This window comes from Aminobacter sp. MDW-2 (assembly GCF_014250155.1).
Classification (GTDB): domain Bacteria; phylum Pseudomonadota; class Alphaproteobacteria; order Rhizobiales; family Rhizobiaceae; genus Aminobacter; species Aminobacter ciceronei.
Genome location: NZ_CP060197.1, coordinates 1,435,611 through 1,456,964, shown reverse-complemented (window position 1 = coordinate 1,456,964; position 21,354 = coordinate 1,435,611). Strand labels below are relative to the sequence as shown.

Here is a 21,354-nt window from a genome sequence, read left to right as displayed (position 1 = left end):
CCATTTGGACACACCTGCACCTGATCCTCGATCCGGATCATATGAAACGCCATTCCGGCTGCGTGCGGACTCTTTGCAACTGTCGCGGCGCGGTTTATGGTTAAGAAACTATGAACACGCTGACGATCGACATCAGGAAAGCCGAGCCCCGCGACGCGGATGCCATCGCCGAGGTGCATCACGAGGCCTGGCGCGGCGCCTATTCAGGCATCATCCCGCATCGTGCGCTGACCACCATGATCAACCGCCGCGGCGGCGAATGGTGGGCCAACGCCATCCGCCGCGCCGCAACCGTTCTGGTGATCGAGATCGGCGGCAAGATTGCCGGTTATGCCACGCTCGGCCGCAACCGCGCCCGTGAACTCAAGCAGCAGGGCGAGATCTACGAACTCTACCTCCGCCCCGAATGCCAGGGCATCGGCCTCGGCAGCCGCCTTTTCGCCGCCGCCCGCCAGCGCCTCGCCGACCACGGCCTCAAGGGCATGGTGGTCTGGGCGCTCGAGGAGAACGACAACGCGCTCGCCTTCTATTCCGGTGCCGGCGGCCGCGACATCGCCGAGGGCGTCGAGGTTTTCGACCACAAGGCGCTGAAGAAGGTCGCTTTCGTCTGGGAGTGATCCGGAAAGCAAGCCTTTCGTCGCAGTCTCCTGACATCAATATTGCATTGCACACGCGGCCCAAGGCGTTTATCGGGAGGCACCTTTAATTCTGGAGCTTCCCCATGCGCATCGATGCGATTTCGATCGGCAAGAATCCGCCTGAAGACGTCAACGTGATCGTCGAAGTGCCTGTCGGCGGCCAGCCGATCAAGTACGAGATGGACAAGGAAGCCGGCACGCTCGTCGTCGACCGCTTCCTCTACACCCCGATGCACTATCCGGGTAACTACGGCTTCGTGCCGCACACCCTTTCCGGCGACGGCGACCCGATCGACGTGCTGGTCTGCAACACCCGCCAGCTCATTCCCGGCTGCGTCATCAACGTGCGCCCGATCGGCGTGCTGGTCATGGAAGACAATGCCGGCCAGGACGAAAAGGTTATCGCCGTTCCGTCGCCCAAGCTGACCCGCCGCTACGAGAACGTCTTCAACCACACCGACCTGCCCGAGATCACGCTGCAGCAGATCGAGCACTTCTTCGGCCATTACAAGGATCTCGAGCCCGGCAAGTGGGTCAAGATCGGCGGCTGGCACGATGCGGCCTACGCCAAGAAGATGATCGTCGAGGCGATCGAACGCGCCAAGGCGCTGAAGGCCTGAGGCTTCTGTTTCAAGGTCAGTGAATACCGGGCGCGGTTCGGCAGTGCCGGCCGCGCCTCAATTCTTTGTCTTGCCTTCAGAATAGAACACCGGCATCGGATCGCCGACGAGCACCCTCTCGTCCGAGCCGCAGGCAAAATCGCGAGCCTGTTCGTCGGCGATCTTGCGCGCCAGCTCATTGGCCTTGGGTTCACCGGTCGCCAACACCAGCCCAACGACGCAGCCATCGGCCTTGCCCGGCTGCCCGACCTTCGCCACCACCAGCACCTCGATTTCCTTGTCGCCCTCGGCAGGTTCCGCCTGGACGTACCAGCGGCGGATGGTGGCGAACGGGACCACCTTGCCGTCATGGCTCGAAATGCGCCACTCGGCCTTGCCGGCACTTCTGTTGAACGTCTCGAAGCTCTGCCACGGGATGTCGACGAAATCGGCGGGCGGGAAACCGTAGAACACCGATTCCCTGAGATCGGCTGAAAACATCAGCACCGGATAGCCGCGATATCCCGGACAAACCATGTTGGCATAGTCGCCGTCATCTGCGCCGGCCTTGTCGAAGAGCACGCAGTCCGCCTCGGTGTTGGTCTCGACATAGGCGCTCGAGATCTCTTCCGCCACGGCCTGGTGCAACGGCATGGCAAGGGCCAAGGCAAATACAAGCTTCCGCATTCCGCGCTCCCCTCCGAACCTGCGATGCCCGCAACATCCTGCGCGCATGCAACCGGAGTATGTCGCGCCCGAGCCACGTTATCCAGAGCGCGGGCTCAGCGCCTGGCGAGCTCCATCATGAGCTTGGCCAGTTCGCCTGTGTTGCCTGCCACGCGAATGGTCTTCAGTCGCGAGGTTGCGCCGGCGACCACTTTTATGGAGTTTCTCGGAATGCCCAACTCGGCTGCGAGCAGCTTCTCAAGCGCTGCGTTGGCCTTGCCTTTTTCTGGCACGGCGCGCACCCGCGCCGCGAGATGGCAGCGTTCGTCGGCCGCCTGCTCAACACCTTCGACAGCATCCTTCGAGGAACGCGGCGTCAGCCTGACATAAAGCTCGACGCCGTCATCACGCTCCTTGAAGAAGCTGGCCACCACCAAAGGTCAGATGACGAGCGGAGCCACCGTGGTGAGGATGAACTGCCTGACGAAGAACAGCGCAAGCAGAAGCACGATCGGCGAAATGTCGATGCCGCCAAGGTCTGGCATCAGGCGACGGATCGGCCGTAGCGCCGGCTCGGTCAGCCGGAACAGCATATTGCCGATGGTGCCGACCACCTGGTTGCGCGGGTTGACCACGTTGAAAGCATAGAGCCAGGAGAAGATCGCCGAGGCGATGATGATCCACCAGTAGAGGTCGAGGGCCAGAACGATGGTCTGAATGAGGGCGAGCATGCCGATCTCCAATGAATTGCCGACATTTAGCCATTGCACGCCTGAGCGGCAAGTCCCGCCTGACAGACCGTGCGTTCCGCGACTGCCGCACCTGCCGGAATGTGATTTCGCCCCTACGTCAACTGCTCGCTTGACAGACGGCTTCGAGCGCCAATAAATGCGGCCATCCGCTGGACGGGGCTGTAGCTCAGCTGGGAGAGCGCGTCGTTCGCAATGACGAGGTCAGGAGTTCGATCCTCCTCAGCTCCACCAGCGGAATATTGGCAAACTGCCATTTCTCCCCTCACTCAGAATTACCTCAACTTTCCCGTGGCTTAGCGCGGAGAGAGACCGAAAGACTGGTCTCACCGGGCCCTGAGAGCAGCAAGTCCGGGGCATTTGCGAGCGCCGTCTCTGTGGCCGTTTTCCGTGACCAATTCGCGGGACAAGTAATTATGCCTGCATCGCAAGGATGCAGGCATAACTGTGAGCTTGAACAGTGTATTGTTGGAGTTCTAGCTACGAAGCTGAGCGGCCTGTGCTGACCAATCCTTGGAAAGATCCAGCCGCGCTAGGGTGCGTGCGGACAGCTCGACTGGCTGGAGGCCCGTCAGTATCTCTTGGGTAAGCTGCGGAGAGAGGAATGCCAGCGGTAATAGGCGACTAATCTCGGCCGGATGCACATCGAAGTGATCTGCGATCTCGACAAGAGTGATCCCGGCTCGCTCGGTCAGCATTGCAAGGTAGAGTTGGGCCTTGGCAATGAGGGATATGAGCGGTGCGGCCGGTTGCCGGGCCGGAGCATTTTCGGGATCGAGGATTAGCCGCGCTTCGATTCCGCGGCGCTTAAGAGCGATCGGAGCGAAGAGGGTTTCTACAACACTGGAATCTGTCGAGCTGGCCTCCTCAACCAATTCGGTTTGATCGCTGTCATTGATCAGCATCCGGACCACGGTTGCACGATCAACGTCAAAGCGGATCTCCGTTGCAGAGAGTGTGATCCGTTTGAACAACATTTGCAGAATGGCCTTTGCCTGGACATTCGTTTGACAGGACGCCATGCGGTCGGCGATCTGTGATGCGCCGCTCAAGCCTGAAAGAACCATATCTGGCGAGGTATCTGCAGCAATCCACTCCGAGAGCTTGATCTGATCAGACAGTAGCCTCTTTGCGAACAAGCGGACGACGTTTTCCAGCTCCGAAGCCGGAATGCGCCAGCCGCCCTCATCACGACGATCCTTCGGCAGGAGTCTGCTCGAGATGTAGTAGCGATAGCGTTTGCCATGGTTGGTCGCATGGGTTGGCCGCAGCCGATCCCCCGTCTCATCAAAGACAATCCCTGACAGCAAATGTGTGTCTGGATGAACGGATGAACCCTTCGCTCGGACAGCGCCCAGCGCCATCAGTTCTTGGACCTTGTTGAACAACTCATTGTCGACGATGGGTTGGTGTTCACCGTCATAGATGTTGCCGAGATGACGTAGCTGGCCAATGTAGAGCGGATTGGCCAGCATCTTGTAGGCCATGCCTGCATGCATCCGGCGGGTGAAAGGAACGGCGCAATCGGCCTGTGGTGTTTGGGCGTCGCTGTCCGCCTGCCAGTTTACCTCAGCTACAAGCGCCGGCACCGACCGGAGTTGCACATAGCGTTCGAACAAGCCGCGCACGAAACCGGCTTCGGGCTGCTTGATGACCAGTTTCCTTTGCTGCACCGCATAGCCTAGCGGCACAGTACCTCCCATCCACATGCCCTTCTTCTTGGAGGCGGCGATCTTGTCACGGATGCGCTCGGCAGTGACCTCTCGTTCGAACTGGGCAAAGGACAAGAGCACGTTAAGCGTGAGCCTGCCCATTGAGGTGGTCGTGTTGAACTGTTGCGTGACGGACACGAACGAGACACTGTTGTCGTCGAAGATCTCGACGATACGCGAGAAGTCCATCAGAGAGCGGGTCAGCCGGTCGATCTTGTAGACCACCACGACATCTATCTTGCGATCGCGGATGTCCTGGAGCAGCCGCTGCAATGCCGGTCGCTCCATGGTACCGCCCGAGATGCCTCCATCATCATAACGGTCAGCGACCAGTTTCCAGCCAAGCCCCATTTGCGAGGCGATGAAGGCGGCACAAGCTTCACGCTGAGCGTCGAGTGAGTTGAACTCCTGATCGAGACCTTCCTCACTCGACTTACGGGTATAGATCGCACAGCGCAGCTGCTGTTTCGATATACCGAGCCTGGCCTGATCCGATGGCTGCAGGGTGCTACCATACCCGTGACTACGTGACTGTCTTGAAGCGGTACTCATCGCGTCACCAGTCCGAAGAACCTTGGCCCCGACCAGTGGGTTCCAGTGATCTTGCGGGTGACTGCAGTCAGCGAGGAGTAGAGCTTGGCTTCGAAGACATAACCACCTTCGATCACGTCGACGACATGTGTTCGGCCGTTCCAATCGCGGATCAACCTGGCTCCCGGCTGCGCATCGCGCCGCTTCGGCTTGGACAAGCTTCCATTGCCCGTTTTGGCTCCAACTGCAGCCGACGGCGGTTCACTGCGACTTGTGCTGTATGCATCGTCTGCAAGGGCGACGGTAGATCGGGCGCCATCAGCTTGCTGGACGTGCTGATCGGCGCGGCGATCGGCCAACGTCTTGCTGACGTCCGCCATGGCGATCTTGAGGCGGCGGCGCGTCTCGGCGGAGTAGCCGCCGAGACGTTTGGCCTGGAGATGCCAGGCGGCCGACCGGATCAGGAGTGCGCGGCGCATACCGGTCGGGGGCAAGTAGCCATGTTGCTTTTGCCAACGGGCGCCAAGCTCGTCCCGCGAGAGGTTGTCCAGTTCCGCAAGCTCCTGCTCCAACCTGCTGTCCGCTTGCATGACCTTCAGGCCGCCGCCGCGGTGTCATCGATGCGATAGCGTCGCAAGCCGTCTTTGCTGGTCTCGCTGGTGAGGTTGAGGCCGAGCTTCTTCTTCACTGTTCCGGAGAGAAAGCCGCGCACCGAATGGGCCTGCCAGCCGGTTGCCTCGATGAGCTGATGGAGCGTCACGCCCTTGGTCAGCCTGAGCTTCTTCAGCACCACATCCGCCTTGGTTTCGGTTGGCCGGGTCTTCTTGACCTTGGTCCCTGATATCCCGGATGTAGTCGCGCCCTTCGGCATCGTCGTCCCACGCTTGGCCTGTGCCTTGCCCTTTGGAGCAGGCGCGGCAGCTGGGCTCGGGGCACTGGCCGCGCTCGTGCCTGCCTCACCCGTCATAGCGTCACTGGCAGACTCTGCCCGCATGAACTCGACTACATCCGAGGTCGAGGTTTTGGAAATGGACATGGTCTTTCTCCGCAAATCACAACGCCGAACCATTCGGCGCCGGTACTGACGGAAGCCCGCATCGAGCGGGCGAAAGACTTTTGGGCGGCGGTGGCCTTCTCGTCTCATCGGGGCAAAAGCGTCACCCCGTCTTAAGCAATCATGCTTGTTTGGACTGGAAGTCCACTCAGGTTGCCGATCGGCGCTGCGCTGCGTGCACGAGGTCGAAAGCATCTCGCCAACTGCTTGATACGCGTCCAATTGCGTCGCTGCCAACCTCTGCCAACACGGTAAGGGCTGTCGGCTCGATGTTGTCTAGTGCAACCGCCAGGACCGTCAGATTTGAGATCACCGCATTCAGCCGTCGCAGCTCCGGCTCGATTCCAGACAGAACTGTGCGGAGGAGGGCATCGCCGTCATCCTTCAGCTGGGTCTTTACTTCTTCCTTCGGCATGAGTGCCTCCGCCATTGCGTTCGACACCATACATGCTTGCTGTTGCCTAGAAGTCCAGTTGGAGATGACCAATTGTGCAGAACAAATTCTGACGCCTAATTATAGTTACCATACGTCGCACATATTTGAGTCAAGCAGCATGTGCAAAGATCCATTCTATCAGCTCACATCCGATCTATGTTGCGGATGATAGCGCCATACGGAGACCCTTGTGCTATTCGGCAAATTCGTTGATTCGATTTCAGTTGCCGACATCAATAACCTCTATTAGACAGCATTCGTGACCTCTCAAACATTATTCAATAAGGCATGGCCATGTCCGACAAAATTGCCGAATCCACGCTTCTGCTGCCCCTAACTGCAGATATTGTTGCTGCCTAAGTATCGAACAATCCTGTGCCCGCCGCCGAACTCGCTGGTCTGATCAACCAGGTGCATCAGTCAGTTCAGGCATTGTCCACTGGTTCGAGCACCGAACCAGCCGGACCAACCGAAGTCCAGAAGCCAGCTGTCCCCATTAAGAAGTCCGTCACTCCGGATTACATGATCTCACTCGAGGACGGCCAGAAATACAAATCCATCAAACGCCATCTGATGTCCAAGTATGGCATGACGCCGGCAGACTATCGCGCCAAGTGGGGTCTCCCGAGCGACTACCCGATGGTGGCTCCCAATTACTCAGCGGCGCGCTCCGAACTTGCCAAACAGCTGGGACTCGGGCGGAAGCCGGCCAAGAACAAGCAAGCTCCCGCCAAGGCGAGCCGCACCGCAAAGAGCAAGTGATCCGTGCGCGGCCAACGTTCAATCTGAATTGGCTACTGGGGACGGGACATGCTTCGCGCATTATCGAGGGAAAGGGACGCCGTTGCCAACGTCGGTGTCCGCCGGCGGCTGATGGGCGCCGTCGGCGGTCCCGAGCTCAACAGCCGCGTCTAGTACTTTGATGGTTGCGTGCCGATCCGATTCATAAAATCGGTGAGGCGTTTCGAACAGCACCACATAGCCTGCGCGACAGTTCGTTCTGCCTATCGGGTGCGGAACTACCTCCTGCGGGGCAACGGCTTCGACCGGCCAGGGCTCGACAACACCTAATCGCTTGGCGGTGGATCGATCCGTCGACTAGGGTGCCCTAAAATTGCTTGGGGGGGGGCAGATGCTTAAATTCGTTCGCACAGAGAAAGGTCTCGATTTCAAGTATCAAGCTGACTACGGAGGAAACGCTTGGGTCCGGGAGAATTTGAAGGACAAACGCGAGGTCCTTATCTCAAGCGTGTTCTATTTCGAGCCAACGGATCTCATCAACAAACCACCGAATTCCAGCACTACGATCGGCGACTTCACTTACGAATTTCGCTTCGGCACCTACGACGGCGAATACATCAAGATTCCTGGGTGCAGGCTTGGCATCGACAACGATGTGCTGATCGTCTCCAATATGGAGTTCAAAAGATCGTTGTTCGCCGCCGAGCGGAACATCTCAATTTTTGGTCGGCTGGCGAGCTTACTGGATCACACGGATCCAATCGTCGTCGGGGGGGCTCGTATAGACGCAATTCCGAGGGCCGTATTTGAGGAACTGCAAGGCAAGTTCCCGAACACTTACGAGCTGGACCGCTACGCTGACGCGCGGGTGTCCACCGTCCTATCGCAATACCTCGACGGGATGAAGGACGCGCGAGGCCGGTACGAAACCTACCTGAACAAGAAATTGGCCGGCAAGGCCGGTGCGAAGCTCGATCTCGAAGCCCTCAAGAAGCAGGAGATTGAGAAATACATCCTGATCCGCGACCTCATCGAGGATGCGCTCGCCACGAAGATGGATATGTCCGAGAGCGAATGGCAGTCGCTTATGATGTCGTTCCTTCTGCTGCTGTTCCCGAAGTACATCAAGGTACTCGAGAACGTCACCATCCACGACTACTATAGCGATCCCACTAAGAAGACGGATCGGCACATCGACATCGCCCTGGTCGATGCAAACGGAAATCTCGACGTTATCGAGGTGAAGAAACCCTTCGAGGACAAGATCCTCCGAAAGAGCCAATACCGCGGCAACAACATTCCAACCTCTGAGCTAAGCGGCAGCATTATGCAGGCGGAAAAGTACCTCTTTCACCTTTCGAAATGGGGCGTTAAAGGCGAGAAGACCCTCACCTCCAAGTACGCGGCCGAGCTGCCAAAAGGGATGACAGTACGCATCTCCAACCCTAAAGCGATCATCATCGTCGGCCGCGACCAGATCGGCGGCGCCAACATGACCGGCGGTCAGCTCTTGGACTTCGAGGTCATCAAACGCAAGTACGCGAACATGATGGACATCATCACCTATGATGACCTTTTGCGCCGGCTGAACAACACCATACTGGCGCTCGGGGGCGACGCCGCAGGCAAATTGAAGTCCTAGTGCTCCCATTCCACATTAGGAGGCTCGACCAGCCGTTGGTCATGCAGAGCACGCCATTCTTGTCGCTCAGGTACCGCCGCATCGGCCTTATCTTGCAGTGCGACGCAGATGAACTCGAAGTCGTCGTTGAGCTCCTCGATCCGACCGATGCGGAGTCGTCGCTCATGGATTGAGCGCGGCCATTTTCAGCGTTCACGGGTCCGCGCAACTGTCGCCATCCCAGGCCGGACCACCCTTATCCTCGATTGGGACCTGTATCCAGAGCCGGCCCCAGTGCGGGACAGGAGCGCCTGGTCCCAATAGGCCCAGGAGTTGCGGGTGAACACAACACCTCGCCGCTCCGGAGTACCTCATCTCGGTATCCATCAAACCGGAGGTGCCTACTTCCCCGCAGCGCGGAGCCACCAAGGCGACGCGTGAATGTCAAGGGGTGACGCTAGGCAATGCGGGCAGTGAAAGAGGTTCGCGGCAACCTCAACCCCAGTAGATGATCGGTCGCAATGCAAGCAAAACCAGATATCGCTCACCCCATGACCTAAGGGGTGCTCGGCTAGACCTGCGCTGTCCGGTACGGTTGAGCGGCGAGGCCAATCTGAGGCGATCCGGGCGTGGACCATTTTGCGCCAACTCGAGGCTACATCGAGCGCGGCATTCCGGAAGTCCGTGTCATCGATCGGGTTTGCCTTAAGTCTATGATCGGTAACGCGGAAGCGAGGGGGAGCCAAGGGGGCCTCAGGCAAGGTGAGTTCCCAACCTCGTCCCCATAAGCGAACATCGTCTGCCTGAGTGCTCACCCGATAGCTGTGCCCCTGCAGTTCGCCCTCGAACCTGTCAGCGCCGAGTGCACTCCAGGGATCAGTGTCGATGGAAATCAACGGGTTTTCGGCAAGTACCACCGCCTCAGCGGTGGCCAGATCCTCCGGAGACGGGCGCCATCCTTTCTTTTCTGCACTGGTGAGGGCGTTCCAATGTGGGTAGCCCAAGGCCTGTGCAACTACTTCCAGTGCGCTGACGTGTTTGATCCGCTTGGCATGCGCGATATTTCGTGCCGCGGTCTTTAGTTCTTTCAATTGATTGCTATTGCTCATGATCCATTCCTATCGAGGTCACGGATCCTACAAGTGCCCACTGCTGATAGACCCGTCCCAGAGGGAATGGTTGGTTAAGACTCAGCGAAAGCGCACTGCGAGGCTTTGCATGGTGGGCACACAGGCCTGTGCGGGAGGCCATCCTCAAGTTGCCGTCAGCAACAAAAAACGTCAAGCCACTTTGCTGGAGTAACTTAGGACCACAGCTGTCTATCCACACTCGGCACTGGTCCGGGCTGCTCTGCGCCTAAATTACTGCTATTCGGGGCGACGTTCTCAGAGTCCGAAAGCCGAGGTTCTCAGGTCAGTGAAGGTCTACCAATTCTCTATTCGGAAGATCTAGGATGAAATCTCGTAGCAATGTCGCGAGCTTGCGTTTCTACCATTGCGTCACGAAGAAATTTCTTCTTTGAAACCCGGTAAACACATTCAATCCTGTTAAAACCGTATCTTTGAAGCTGTAGAAGCCATTCATCGCCAAAGTCGATGTAAACCGGACATTCGGCATCAAGCCATGTCTTTCGAGGCTTCACCCAACTATATTGCTGATGCCCGCGATACGTTGCGATGAGATGCTCGACCTTGTGCAAGCCATGTAGCTCGACCAGGCCTCCGCTTCCGTGATCCGGGTTTTCCGAGAGCCGCCAGAAGATGCCGCCATTTGCCCCGTCCCTTCCACGCCCAGCCTTGTACCAGACGAGATCCTTGGCTTCTACGTTATCCGGGTCGGGCAAAAGATGGTGTAGATCAAACTGGTTTCTGAACCCTCTGCCATCCACGATCCAGACGAGATTCTGATAGAATGCTTCACGCGATTGGCGTTCCGCATCAGTCATAGCCGAATGCTGGACCTCAATCACAATGCCTGTCGGAGTGATGATATCAGCGCGGTGAATTTCGCCATCTGGTGCGGTTCGCGTTTGCTCTCGGCACTCTGCGGGAAAGAGTGTTTTCCATTCCCGGTGCCATTCGGTTTCGTTTTCCCACCAAGGGTCGCAGTCGGGGCGGAAAGCGTGCGCCCAATGGTGCATAATGTGGGGACCGCATTTGGCGACCATGGCGGCTCCGCAGGTAGCGCAATTGCCTTTCGTACCGGGCCGGGCCTCGCTCAGCTGGTTATCGACAAGAGCAAACTGCACTGTGTCCTCCGTTCGCTGCCGACTAGAAGCACGCCCAGGGCTCGAGTGTCGAAAGGCGTAAGAATATCCACCAAGTCAGAGCTACCCCAGACCAGCAAGCGATAATGATCAATCGCAGGATCCATCGATGTGTAATGATACGGGTACCAAGCTTTGTGTAGAGCGATAGAAACTGGTCCGCAATCGTGGCGTAATCCCTGTTAAGCTTTGCCTTTTGCCGCACAAGGTCACCTTCTATATTGCCCAACGTCATTAGCTGATTGTAGACCGCGACCGACAGGAGGAGAACGAAAAGGGTTGCTCCGATCGAAATCGCGAGGTTCGCCCAGAATTCTACTCCACACGTCGTTGCCGTCTTGAGCTGTGTCGCAATGATTACCGTCGCTACCGGAACGCCCATGACCTGGTTTTGGATGTCGTGGAAAGTCTTGTGGATTTTGTTGGTGTATTCGTTGATGGCTTCCTCAGTCTTACTTTTTATTTTCTCATAGGAGAATTCTGAGGCGAAGAGTTTGTAGCCGTCCTGGGTCTTCGAAACTAGTTCACGCAGATGTTTGAGCAGAAACCTAAAGCGTTCAGTCTCTGGCTGATGTCGGCAGAGCTCAATGACGTTCGAGGCCAAAATGGCCGTTTTCTGATCCTTGTGAATTTTCTCGAATACGAAGTCTTCAAGCTCATCGACTACCGCCGGCTTGACCTCACCAAGATCGGCAGCCCTGTAGAGAAACGGAATGCGCAGCCGACCAGGTCCGAGGAAGATGGCTTCAGCCTGAAATGGGTCAACGAGCGCCGCAGCTTCTGAGATTGCCCGGATGAGCCTCTGCGTGTTCCGGTACTTCACAACCGAATCTGGAACATCGGCGTCGTTGTAAGCGAATCGCTCGCTAATCAAATAGAATCGTGATGGCTCTTTGATACGGTGCGATGGCGCTGCAAGCAGACCGTCCACACTCCGCGCGAGCGAACCGAGACCTGAACGGGGCGGCGAAATCTCCACGGAAAGCGTTCCGCTAAGCACCAACTGGTCCGATGAGCTGCGGATGGTAATCCCAGAATCCCTGAAGGCACCGTCATCGGCGTCTATCAGCTTCAGCGTCTCGAGGACGGAGTGGTCTCGAATGTGAAGACGGCCAACCGATTCCTCGGTAGAGAAGGCCGTATTCCTGTACAGTGGGATTAGCTGATCAAACGTGATCATCGACATCCTACTCCCGGTCGCGTTCGAGTTCCTGCACTAGTTGATCTGGCAACTCGGTAAACGTCACCGTCTTCTTGTCCGGATCGTAAACGATCTTGCCCTCGGCCAGAGCGCGCCGGTCGAATTCCATGGACCACAGCGGTGTCTTAGCGGTGAACTTCACCATCGCCCTGAGGGCGCGCCGGTTCGGAACGAAACCGTCGCCCAATGCAATGTCCGGGTCACCCAGCGCCTTCGCCAGCTCGTCTGGCTTTTCCGGGAACAGCTCGTTCGAAAAAGCTTCAAAATCGAGTGGAACTCCGTCACGGACATGCCGTTCGCAGATGTCATATGCCTTCTGCAGAAAAGCCTGCTTATCCTTGACCACGCCTTTCGCAGGGTCTGCGAAACCCTCCAGCACGCGGATGAGCGTCTTGGTATCTTCTTTGTCTTGCACCGTGGTGTCGCAACCAAGAAATTCCTTGAAGTACTCGGCGACGTCTCCCTTTCCTTTCAGGAAGCCGATGTAGCGGTCAGCGTCATTCAGCCACGCTGTTATGTTCACCCGACCGGCGAACCGGAAACCGTCGAGATCGAGATGTTTGACGTCGGCGATGTCGAGATCGTTCGTAAGGGCCGCGCCAAGTTTGTCGTTGATGATGGCAACCATCAGGTAGACATGATCATCCCTTTCGATATGGGCGAACAGCACATGGCCGCCTGTCGCTCCGGCCTTCCGACGCGCCTGGGTGGTCAGGGTAGTCATTAGCTTTTGAGTGAGCGTTGCGAAGTCTCTGTAGATGCCCTTGTGAAAGTCGGCGATGAATGTTTGGGCCGGGTAATCGTTGACGTTCTCCGAAAACCGTCCATGTGCCTTCGAGGCTCTGTTCGCATACAGCGTATGGAGATCATTGACGACACGCACTACCGTCTCGGAAACATCCAATTGATCCTTTCCTAGGATGGTCTCAAAGTCGGCAGGCCCCTTGCGCCGCAAATCATGAACCGCGACCTGAACCACACTATCGACCATCGAACCCCCCCTTTTGCTACCCAACATTTTTGACCGCCCAGAGCCGCTGCTTCAAGCCCTGTACGAGTTATACTCAAAACAATTCGCTAGACCTGATAGGTATTGGGACTCCATTCTTTGGGAGGAGATATTGGGCTCGAGTATTGATATCTCGACAGGTCGCTTTCTGTAGAAAAATGCGTTCCAGCTCGGCCAAATGTGCAACCATCCGTATGGCCTTTTGGGCCGCCTTAGCGCTATCAATTACAGATCCCTGAAAGGGTCGTCTACGGAGTGTTCGCTTCAGCCAAGTACTCTCCCGAACCGTCAACTTGCGGTCCCCGGTCTCCCGTTCGCCTTCGCTCTCCATCTCGGCCTTTCAGGTTGATCTTTCCCCTGCCAAGTAGACATCGCAACCGGGTCAGACTAACTATGGCGCCTCTCGCACGTCGATGCCGCGGCACACAACCGTCCAGGCATTTGTGCGAGAGTAGGGAACCGGGCGAAGAAATTGCTGTATCATTTAAAGCTTGGCGCCAGCTATCGTGGATAGCGATTGGCCTAGTTTCATCTTGTCATTCTACCGATCATCATAGCATAATCGGGTATGGCGAAACGATCACAAAGAAAATCATCGGGGCTTTTGAGCGGATTTTCGCTCAGCAAGACAGTTTTGGTGCGACCGGATCGGAAGTCTGGCAGACCCGGCCTTCGCGAGGGCACTGACAATTCCGGCCGACGTATACTGTTGAAATACTGGCCCCGAGAGAAGGGCGTTGACGACTCTGATCTTGAGGAGATTTGGCGGAGCGAAATACGACAATTGCAGCGGTTAGCTGCTGCACCGAATGCGGATGAATTCCTAGTGCGGATGGTGGCAAATGGTCTCGACGAGGCGCAATTTTACATAGTCCTAGATGCAGGTGAGTCGCTACCGTTGCAAGCAGCTATCGACAACGCGTCCTCTATTGTATTGCAAACGACGCGACAACCTTATTCACGCTCGCTGCTATGGAGCAATTTTGGAAGACTTGTTCGCGGCCTAGAAATACTGCATTCACAGGGGATAATTCATCGCAATATCGATCCATGGTGTGTCTTAACGAACTTGCGGTCGACGCCGGATTTTCGCCTTACTGGTTTCGAATGGTCTATGCGGATTGCGGTGACGGCGCATAGTGAAAGGCGGGGTAGTCCCGCCGCGATACGGCAACGCCCTGCCTCTTCATTCGCAGCAGATTGGGCGGATCTAGCCTTTGTCTTTGCAAACGTTCTCGAAATCCCGCTTCAGCGACTAGCAGATATGACAATCGTTCCCTCGGCTGTCGTAGAGCACACAACCGCCGCCGAGGTTCGGCTTCTTCGGACAATGATGGGCCTGCTACCTGTTGACAGGCTCGACTCTGAGGAAATCCAGCGCCAACTCGCAGGCATTTCATCATCTCTGAGGGATGAGCTTGCAACTGATGAGACGCGGTACTTTTGCGCCATGGACCTCGGCGAAAGGAGCCGATTAACGACAAGGATTCGAGAAGCGCTCGACTACAGCATAGATGTCGACGAATTTGCAGAACAGATGCAATTCGTGATCGACGATATTGGCTTAAGTCCGCTCGTGCTCGGATACAACAAGGAAGTCGGAGGGGACATAAACATTCTTCTCTGCGGCGATAGGCTGAATTATCGGCTGCGCCCATGGAAGCGCCGAGGATCGACAGACCCCGAAAGTTGGGCGTTTGGCTTAATCGAAGATGCGGACCCCCAGCCTCCTTTGCCTATGTCGATTCAATTTTCGACAGTTGTTCAGGCGTCATCGATCGCGTTCAAGAGAGCGCAGGATGCTCAGAATGAGTTCCCAAAACTGCGCGGTCGGGCGCTCGCTTGGGACGCTCTGGTTACAGCTAGTGACAAGAATGCGAGAGTAAAGTCTCCGACTCAGCGTGTGCTGCAAGCTTTGTCTCTACTGCTACGACTAGAGATGGCGTACGCCGCAACCTTGATATACCCCATCCGAGTTTTGACGCGCCCAGAGAAGGCGCCCTATGGCGATCGGTACCGTATCGAGGTCTCAGATGAGCCCGATAGCGATCGTCAGGCCCTTGCGGATGCACTAAAACTTGATGCACCTGCAGTGCGCCTTCAAAAGCTTCTCGCGCCTGATGTACCGAACGAGGATATCAAGCAGAGCATCGAGTGGGCTTTACTTGATTCCGGTTCCTTTGGAACACGCGCAAATGTGACGAAGTGGCGGGTTGAAACTGCGCCATCGACCGAGACGGACGGCATATTCACCCTAGAAGGGACTTCTCCACCCCATATTGTGGGAAGGGGATATCTCACGCCCGCTGAAACCACAGGAAACCTAACTCAGCTAAAAAGGCGACAGAAGGCTTTAAGCGTGCTCGCCAACCATGGTGAGCTTCTCCAGGTCCTCGTTGACCAGCGAAACAATATTACTGACAGTCAGGAAAAACTAGACAAGACGGACGAGGCTTTCGCGAGTCTCGACGAATCAAAGAAGCTGGCACTCGAAGACATTGTGTCGACAGTCCCATTCTTTATGTTGCAGGGACCGCCCGGTGTAGGGAAAACGTATCTTGTCACCGAGTTAGTGCGGCGAAAACTGCTCGATGAGCCGACAAGCCGAATACTCTTGTCGGCACAAAGCAATTCGGCGATCGACCATCTCATGGACGAGGTCGCAGACCTCTATAAGGCTGGTAATGCCCCCGTAATGGTCCGGGCTCGTGCGGCAGATGATGAGAAAAGCAGTGGGCCTCTGGAGATTTCGACCCAGGCTACGTCGCTGCTAAAGGCGTTGGCTGACAGTGATCTTGTACGGGACGCTGACACTTTGGCGCAACGCATACGAATAATGGCGGACGCATCATCCAGCGCCTCAGGTACGAGCCGCAGTGTGGCTGCTACTGATAGGAGAGCGTTTGAGAGTTTGCTCCTGCGCTCAGCCAACATCGTGGCGGCTACGACAAACTCACCCGCACTGGAAACGCTCATTGAAGAAAAGGGGTTCTTTGATTGGACAATCGTCGAGGAGGCGGCAAAGGCTTCCGGGACTGACCTCATTCAACCTCTACTCCTGTCTTACCGCCGATTGATGATTGGAGATCACCTCCAACTGCCCCCATTCGACCTCGATCGAATGAAAAATCTGCTGGCCGATTCAACAGCCGTTCATAGTGGAATTCTAGCTTCGAAGAAGGTGCTAGCGCGGTACCTAAAAGACGTCACGATAGATGAGTTTGTCGACGATGAGGATCGTCCATTGGATGATCTCGGCTCAACGTGCTCGGACGCTCTTAGCTTTCTGACTATGTTCGAGACCTTCATCAAACGAGAGTACGCTCGATTGGAGCGCCGACCTCAAAGCAGACGAATTGCACGAAGACTAAATGAACAGCATCGAATGCACCCCGCAATTGCAAGGGTGGTGTCAGAAACATTCTACGAGGGCGATCTAAAAACATTCGCGAAGAAGGAAATAGAGTTCCTCTCATTCCCACCTCCAATCGTATTTGATGATTCTACCGCCACGCCGAATAGCCCAATTGTGTTTGTTGATCTGCCATATTCCCGAAAAGCTTTGCCGGGGACCGATTATGGCGACTCGGAGAAGCCCTTTCGCGTTAACCGCTCTGAGGCCCAGGTGTGTTCCAAAGTTTTGGGATCGCTTAGAGTCGCCGCAGGCCTGCCGAAAAAGCCGACCCTAGCTATTCTGTCGCCATATATGGAGCAAGTGAAGCTCTTAAGATCGACCCTTGGGGCATCGAAGATCGAAGCTCTGGAGAAGACCTTCAGGCCCGAGCGTGGCGGAGACTTTTTTGGAACTGTCGATTCGTTTCAAGGAAGAGAGGCCGATTGTGTGGTTGTCTCTCTGGTCAGAAACAACGAACACACGAACCCGGTAAAAGCGCTCGGCTTCGTAGGTCGAAGCAACCGAATGAATGTTTTGGTCAGCCGGGCAAAGCACAAATTAATAGTCGTAGGTAGCCTAGGATTCATTGATCACGTCCTGAACGCAGCCGGAAACAGGTCCGATCCTTCACTCGACTTTTTTCGCCGATTGAGGGCGGCTATCAACGAAGGGACTAATCGGCAAGTATCAGCGTCGGACAAGGCAGCGGAGATCAGCATAGTCGATCATGAAAAATTCAGCTGACCCGGAAAGCCCGGCGATACACATCGTATATCCCCTCTTGCGTGGCGTACGAAAATTCAAAATCGAGAAAGGCCGCAGGTGGAGCGTCGTCGAGCACTTGATGTTGCGGGCCATTTGCGGGACCGGCTTCACAACAGATGACCTCTCTCGAAAGTCCAACTTACCGCGACGGGTGATTGTCGAAGCTCTGACCCGGCTTATGCGCGCAGGGTGGGTCGAGTTGAGAGTCTCCGGCAAGCAAATGCTGTTTGTTGCGACACCTCTAGGTCAAAAGAATGCAAAGCTTGAAGCACTACCTGCGGTTCTGGTGCCAGACGCCAGATGGATCAGTTACTACCTCGACGACCTTACCGGCTGTGTCTTCCGCTGGCGAGAGGTTACAATCAAGACAAGGAAGGACCTGCCGGCCAGCAATGCGGGCCAATATGTCCACGAGATTCAGCGTAAAGGAGTTCTCGAGAATCTCAGTGAGATTTACCGCACGCTAGAAGGCGGAGACGAATTAATAGTCGGCTCGTACCCTTCCGCTTCTGGGTTGGTGCCGACGTTCGGGCTTGTCACTTTTCGAAACGGGATTCCGGAGGGAATGCCGAAAAGTGCTTCAACTGAGTTCCTAGACACCATTGCTGAGGCCTACGCGGACGCTGAAAAGGAGATAGCTCGGCGTGGTAAGCGCGTACCGGCGCCAGTCATATCCGGTTTGGCCGACCCCTCGGCCGGATCGCGTTCACGAACTGGCGTATTCGACAGCGCCGACCTGATACTGGATAACCGTGAACACTTGGAAATCTTTGAAACGATGTTAGCCCGCGCACAAGACAGGGTGATCATCCATTCGACTTTTGTATCAGAGAACGCGCGACAGCGCGTCCAAGCGATTCTTGCTGCTGCCTCGAACCGGGTGCGAATAGACATTTTTTTTGGACAGAGCGACGACCCATCAGGTGCCGATAGTACAAGTCAGGCGGCATTGAAAGAGTTTGCCGGCTGGATAGCAGAGAGCCCATTTAAAGATTATGTGCGCCTCCACCACTCCACCACCGGATCGCACGCCAAATTTATCATTGCAAATGACCGCAAACTTGGTTGGGTCGCCGTGGTAGGTTCTTGCAATTGGCTAGCCACGAAATTCGACAGTTTCGAAGCCTCCGTTCGATTGCGCGATAAGCCGCTGGTTGCGGAGCTTGTGAACGCGCTATCCATGATGTCGGTCGGAAGGAAAGGAATTTGGAACGATGTCGCTCAAGAGCTGGCGGTTCTGAGTCGGAAGATTCAGAGTGTCGGCGAATCGAGTGGGCGAAAAGTACCATTGCGTCTTTTGTTTACAGGGGACCACGCCCAGATTCCGATTGAAGCGCGAAACAACTTCACCCGTCGTGCATTCGTCACGAGCCACCGAATGGGAGTTGCGGGTAAGGCGTTGACCCTCTATCCGCTTATGGCTGCTTCCACAGAAGATAAAGTTGGCGGGATGGAGCTAGCTGCGTACTACGGCAGAACAACTGGAATTCTGACGGGAAGGGATGCAGCAATGATCGCGCGCGAGTATGCTGCCGCCGGACTCACACTGCGTGCAGTTGAAAGACCGCGACTGCATGCAAAGGTCTTAGGCTGGGACTCTAATTCCCTTGCCGTTACAAGTCTAAATTGGCTGTCAGTTGATCCAAGCGAAAAAAAGTTTCGAGAGATTGGCGTGTTCGTCGAGTCGACTCGCGTGGCGGATATGTTTTTCGATAGGTTGGAGTCATCGCAGTGGGGTTTCTGAAAGAATCCTCCAGGACATTTGAGGGTCAATTCCGTGCCGCTGCCCGAGACGATCATGCAGAGATAGCGGCCGTATCGCTCCGCAAAAGGCTGGTTTTGGGAAGCCTTAATGGAGCCAGGTACGACCGAAACGAGGTCGGCTTTAACTGATCCCCCGGCCAAACCGGCCCGGCAGCAAACGGCCCCAGAGCCGTCACTCAGCCTAACGAACACCAAGATCCACGCCCGCTGCCTTGGTTAGGTGTCCAAGCGAACTTTTCAGCCAGCAGGCCTTTTGTTTGCGAACATAGGCAAAAGCCTTGCACTGATAATCAATCTCGCAAGCCAGGTAACACCCTGTGAAATCGCTATTGCGTAGCTGCTTGTAGTCACCACCGGCCATGTCCTTGCCGGCCGCGACGGTGAAGGTCGAGATCTTAATCCGAGAGCTCAGCTCTTCAGCCACATTGGCGAATGCGTCGTTGTTGCGAACGAGCAAGCGCGCGTCGCTCTTCAAGAAGCAAAACTGAGCCTTCTTGTTGTAGGTCGTCGCTCGGCAGGAGGGGTCCGCCTCGCAGGCATTCTGGCACTGCATTTGCGACACCGAGCGTAACGTGGCGTAGTCGAAGCCGATGACGTCATGATTGTCGAGATAATTAAAGCTGCGTGTGAGTGGAGTCGCCGCAGGCGCCTGCTGTGATTGCACTGGCTGCGTCGAGGCTACCTGCACGCTGCCATGACACAGGACCTGGACGACGGCCGGGGCGACACGCTCGGCCAGATCTGCGGTGGAAAGTGGCGACTGGCCCGCTTCCGCCGTCTGATACGAGATATCTCTGCTTTGCAAGAAGAGCTCGAGAACATTCACCCGGAGGGCAAAGTTGACGTTCTGCGGAAGTATGCCGGTCTCTCCGACAAACTTTGAACCGAGCACCGCAGTGGCAACCCCGAGGATTGCCCCCTTATGGTCAACCACTGGTCCGCCGGAATTGCCGGGTTGAAGAGGCGCTGAAATTTGCATGTAGCGCGTGTCGTTGTCGATTCCGACCAGCGAGTTGATATTGCCGGTGGTCACCTTAATGGAATCGGAGAGCACGCCATGGAGCGGAAAACCAAAGGCGGCGATATCCTCGCCCAAGCGGGGCTGTGAGGACTGCAAGTGAAGGAATGGCTTGCCGGTGCCGCCGACCAGTTTCACTGCCGCAAGATCGTTCTGTTTGTCGATCTTCCATTCGGTCGCTTCGCCAAGCGAAGGGATGGTGGCACGCTGGCACCCTTCAAGCACATGGGCATTGGTGATGAGCCAGCCATCGCTGTTTATCAAGAACCCGGTGCCTGAACTCGTCACGTCCGATTGCGCTGTCGCTTGGGTCGCAAGTCCGCAAATCAAAGTTGCGGCAACAAACAGCCGCCCGACACAATTACCGAGTTCGCGCACGATATTCCCCCAAGCAGCCCAGGACACTATAACCAGACACTCGACTGGCTCAAGTCACTGGCGGGCCGGCCGCCAGCCAGCTTGCTGCGCTTCCACTTCTGAACAGAACCAGCGCTCGCCTTTTGAGGCAGTGACCTTTGTCTTCGCGTAAAATTTCTGGTCTGGCATGTGATAGATGCGATCGCCCTCGGCTGCGATGTTCCCCTTGATCCGACAGGATGACGACACCAGGCCATAGCGCGGCGTCGTTGTGGCCGGCTCCTCTGGTACATGGACAATCGCGGGTTCAGCAGTCTTGCCTCGTTGTTGGGCGCGCCAATCCCATGGTGGTTGGAATGAGCCCGACCAGACGCCAATGCGCTCTTTCTTGGCGGCGCTCTGATGAGATGCGTAGGTCCCATTGCTATACCGCGGCCAGTCAAGCGCGTGGCCGTTGCGGGCCAGCCATTCAGCAATGTTCTTGCCATCAGCGCGGCGGCAATTGCCAACAAAGCGGCCATAGCGATCACGGTCGACGAATTCGCAATGGGTCGGAGAGGATCGTTCGAGATACTCTGCAAGGGCTGCGGCTGCGAGTGAGCCACACCGATAGTTCGCGCCCTTTGCATCCTTACAGATTTGGGCTGATTCCGGTGCGTCAATACCGTTGATACGGACGCGTTCGCCACGGATTTCGATGGTGTCACCATCGACAACCGATGCTCGGCCGATAAGCGGCTGAACTGGGGTCTTGAGATGAGTAGGCGGCCGCTGATCAAATCCGAAATAGCCTGTCGCGGCCGACGCCAGCAACAGTAGGCTCACCGTAGCTG

General features: G+C 56.3%; 18 protein-coding genes, 1 tRNA gene and 1 pseudogene. 7 read left to right on the top strand and 13 right to left on the bottom strand.

The features are described from left to right. The first annotated feature begins 110 nt into the window (after window positions 1-110). Together H5P29_RS07080 and ppa are read left to right on the top strand one after the other, a co-directional pair. A complete protein-coding gene (locus tag H5P29_RS07080) occupies window positions 111-617 on the top strand; it encodes a GNAT family N-acetyltransferase (RefSeq protein WP_067956474.1) in 507 nt (168 codons plus the stop codon). A gap of 104 nt (window positions 618-721) precedes the next feature. Continuing rightward, window positions 722-1,258: an inorganic diphosphatase gene (gene ppa / locus H5P29_RS07075; RefSeq protein WP_067956472.1), complete on the top strand. Its 537-nt coding sequence runs from the start codon at window positions 722-724 to the stop codon at window positions 1,256-1,258. Window positions 1,259-1,315: 57 nt separating this feature from the next. Here the strand turns inward: ppa and H5P29_RS07070 are convergent, their stop codons facing one another. The 3 genes from H5P29_RS07070 to H5P29_RS07060 form a co-directional block, all read right to left on the bottom strand. Further along, complete coding sequence (locus tag H5P29_RS07070; protein WP_067956470.1) at window positions 1,316-1,924, bottom strand: hypothetical protein; 609 nt, start codon at window positions 1,922-1,924, stop codon at window positions 1,316-1,318. Between the two features lie 95 nt (window positions 1,925-2,019). Next, window positions 2,020-2,334 (bottom strand): DUF167 family protein, encoded by a 315-nt coding sequence (locus tag H5P29_RS07065; protein ID WP_067956468.1) that lies wholly within the window; start codon window positions 2,332-2,334, stop codon window positions 2,020-2,022. A gap of 9 nt (window positions 2,335-2,343) precedes the next feature. Further along, entirely contained in the window at window positions 2,344-2,634 is a 291-nt protein-coding gene (locus H5P29_RS07060; protein ID WP_067966013.1) for a YggT family protein, read from the bottom strand. A 176-nt stretch (window positions 2,635-2,810) separates the two neighbouring features. On the opposite strand from H5P29_RS07060, the gene H5P29_RS07055 reads away from it, so the two are divergent. Next, window positions 2,811-2,886, top strand: a tRNA-Ala gene (locus tag H5P29_RS07055). Window positions 2,887-3,128: 242 nt separating this feature from the next. Here the strand turns inward: H5P29_RS07055 and H5P29_RS07050 are convergent. The 4 genes from H5P29_RS07050 to H5P29_RS07035 form a co-directional block, all read right to left on the bottom strand. Next, on the bottom strand, window positions 3,129-4,916 hold the full coding sequence (locus H5P29_RS07050) for a recombinase family protein (protein WP_154386227.1): 1,788 nt from the start codon (window positions 4,914-4,916) through the stop codon (window positions 3,129-3,131). Then, window positions 4,913-5,485: a DUF2924 domain-containing protein gene (locus tag H5P29_RS07045; protein WP_154386228.1), complete on the bottom strand. Its 573-nt coding sequence runs from the start codon at window positions 5,483-5,485 to the stop codon at window positions 4,913-4,915. Before H5P29_RS07045 ends, H5P29_RS07050 begins: the two co-directional genes overlap by 4 nt. A 5-nt stretch (window positions 5,486-5,490) precedes the next feature. Continuing rightward, window positions 5,491-5,931, bottom strand: a complete 441-nt coding sequence (locus H5P29_RS32495) for a DUF3489 domain-containing protein (RefSeq protein WP_246670821.1) — start codon at window positions 5,929-5,931, stop codon at window positions 5,491-5,493. A 166-nt stretch (window positions 5,932-6,097) separates the two neighbouring features. Further along, window positions 6,098-6,364, bottom strand: a complete 267-nt coding sequence (locus H5P29_RS07035; RefSeq protein WP_154386229.1) for a hypothetical protein — start codon at window positions 6,362-6,364, stop codon at window positions 6,098-6,100. A gap of 315 nt (window positions 6,365-6,679) precedes the next feature. Here H5P29_RS07035 and H5P29_RS07030 point away from each other — a divergent pair. Both H5P29_RS07030 and H5P29_RS07025 read left to right on the top strand, forming a co-directional pair. Next, a pseudogene (locus H5P29_RS07030) lies at window positions 6,680-7,147 on the top strand (MucR family transcriptional regulator). A 370-nt stretch (window positions 7,148-7,517) separates the two neighbouring features. Further along, on the top strand, window positions 7,518-8,768 hold the full coding sequence (locus H5P29_RS07025) for a Shedu immune nuclease family protein (RefSeq protein ID WP_154386230.1): 1,251 nt from the start codon (window positions 7,518-7,520) through the stop codon (window positions 8,766-8,768). Between the two features lie 380 nt (window positions 8,769-9,148). On the opposite strand, the gene H5P29_RS07020 is transcribed toward H5P29_RS07025, so the two are convergent. The 4 genes from H5P29_RS07020 to H5P29_RS07005 all read right to left on the bottom strand — a co-directional run bounded on the left by H5P29_RS07020 (window position 9,149) and on the right by H5P29_RS07005 (window position 13,205). Continuing rightward, complete coding sequence (locus H5P29_RS07020; RefSeq protein WP_154386231.1) at window positions 9,149-9,856, bottom strand: hypothetical protein; 708 nt, start codon at window positions 9,854-9,856, stop codon at window positions 9,149-9,151. A gap of 326 nt (window positions 9,857-10,182) precedes the next feature. Next, window positions 10,183-10,995 carry a competence protein CoiA gene (locus H5P29_RS07015; protein WP_185910291.1) on the bottom strand — a complete coding sequence of 271 codons (813 nt, stop codon included), beginning with the start codon at window positions 10,993-10,995 and terminating at the stop codon, window positions 10,183-10,185. 22 nt (window positions 10,996-11,017) lie between these two features. Beyond that, a complete protein-coding gene (locus tag H5P29_RS07010; RefSeq protein ID WP_154386232.1) occupies window positions 11,018-12,193 on the bottom strand; it encodes a hypothetical protein in 1,176 nt (391 codons plus the stop codon). Window positions 12,194-12,200: 7 nt separating this feature from the next. Further along, complete coding sequence (locus tag H5P29_RS07005; protein ID WP_185910290.1) at window positions 12,201-13,205, bottom strand: nucleoid-associated protein; 1,005 nt, start codon at window positions 13,203-13,205, stop codon at window positions 12,201-12,203. Between the two features lie 727 nt (window positions 13,206-13,932). Here H5P29_RS07005 and H5P29_RS07000 point away from each other — a divergent pair. Continuing rightward, on the top strand, window positions 13,933-17,361 hold the full coding sequence (locus tag H5P29_RS07000; protein ID WP_185910289.1) for an AAA domain-containing protein: 3,429 nt from the start codon (window positions 13,933-13,935) through the stop codon (window positions 17,359-17,361). Then, window positions 17,345-19,126, top strand: coding sequence for a phospholipase D-like domain-containing protein (locus H5P29_RS06995; RefSeq protein WP_154386235.1), 1,782 nt, complete (start codon window positions 17,345-17,347; stop codon window positions 19,124-19,126). The genes H5P29_RS07000 and H5P29_RS06995 overlap by 17 nt, the downstream gene beginning before the upstream one ends. A gap of 201 nt (window positions 19,127-19,327) precedes the next feature. On the opposite strand, the gene H5P29_RS06990 is transcribed toward H5P29_RS06995, so the two are convergent. Continuing rightward, on the bottom strand, window positions 19,328-20,542 hold the full coding sequence (locus H5P29_RS06990; protein WP_185910288.1) for a trypsin-like peptidase domain-containing protein: 1,215 nt from the start codon (window positions 20,540-20,542) through the stop codon (window positions 19,328-19,330). A gap of 54 nt (window positions 20,543-20,596) precedes the next feature. After that, complete coding sequence (locus H5P29_RS06985; protein WP_281406763.1) at window positions 20,597-21,334, bottom strand: thermonuclease family protein; 738 nt, start codon at window positions 21,332-21,334, stop codon at window positions 20,597-20,599. Window positions 21,335-21,354 lie beyond the last annotated feature (20 nt).